At 71.9% G+C, this 1,271-nt stretch carries 1 protein-coding gene; it reads left to right on the top strand.

Going from position 1 to position 1,271, the window contains the following annotated elements; translation table 11 throughout:
* Nucleotides 1-30 precede the first annotated feature (30 nt).
* The coding region (locus AC5L38_RS44160; RefSeq protein ID WP_495248812.1) for a polyketide synthase dehydratase domain-containing protein at nucleotides 31-1,271 on the top strand (1,241 nt) is incomplete at its 3' end.

The following is a 1,271-nucleotide window of genomic DNA, read 5'->3' as shown; positions in this document are numbered from 1 at the left end:
CTGGCCGAGCTGCACGTACACGGGGTGGCGGTGGACTGGCGGCAGGTGTTGCCGGGCGGTCGCCGGGTCGATCTGCCCACCTACGCCTTCCAGCACCAGTGGTTCTGGCCCGCGAGGGCGGGTTCTCAGGTGGGGAATGTGGCCGCGGCGGGTCTGGCCGCGACGGACCATCCGCTGCTGGGCGCGACGGTGGGTCTGGCCGACTCGGACGGGGTGCTGCTGACCGGCCGCCTGTCATTGGCGTCGCATCCGTGGCTGGCCGATCACGCGGTGGCCGGGACGGTGGTCTTCCCGGGCACCGGGTTCCTGGAGCTGGCGATCCGGGCGGGTGACCAGGTCGGCTGCGACCTGGTGGAGGAGCTGACGCTTGCTGCTCCGTTGGTGCTGGGCGAGGACGAGGCGGTCGTGGTCCAGATCGCGGTGGGCGCGCCGGAGGAGAGCGGTCGCCGGACCTTGAGCGTGTACGGCCGTTCGGCGGACGCCGCCGATGAGGTGCCGTGGGTGCGGCACGCGACCGGCACCCTGGCGCCGGGCGGACGGACCGTCGCGTCGTTCGATACGACCGTGTGGCCTCCGGCCGGCGCGGTCGCGATCGAGCTGGATGGTTTCCATGACCAGATGGCCGAAGGTTTGCTCGTCTACGGCCAGGTGTTTCGGGGGTTGCGGGCGGCCTGGCACGGCGTCGGCGGTGAGGTGTTCGCCGAGGTGGCGCTGCCTGAGGAGGTGGCCTCGAGCGCGGGTTCGTTCGGGGTGCATCCGGCGTTGTTGGATGCGGCGTTGCATGCGGTGGCGTTCGTGGGGCTGGATGTGGCGGCGGGGACGCGGTTGCCGTTCTCGTGGGGAGAGGTGTGCCTGCACGCCGGTGGTGCCTCGCTGTTGCGGGTGCGGCTGGCCAAGGTGGGGCAGGACGCGGTGTCGTTGAGTGCGGTGGATGCGGCCGGGGAGGCGGTGCTGGCGGCGCGGTCGTTGGTGTTGCGCCCGTTCGCTCCCGATCAGCTCGTCGGCGCCGGTGGTGGTCGTGGGGTGGAACGGGATTCGCTGTTCGGGCTGGACTGGGTCGCGCTGCCGCAGGTGGCGGGCGCGGGGGTCGACGCGAGCGTGGTCGAGCTGAGCGGGGATCTCGCCTCACTCGATCCGGTGCCGGGCGTGGTGATGGTCACCGTGGGATCGGCCGACGCCGGGAGGGTGCTGGAGTCGACGCACGAGGTGACGGCCGGGGTGCTGGGGCTGTTGCAGGAGTGGTTGGCCGATGAGCGGTTCGAAGCTTCGCG

Source organism: Streptosporangium nanhuense (assembly GCF_059358815.1).
Note: the sequence above shows the minus strand (reverse complement) of the source record. Positions and strands in the feature narration are given on the sequence as shown.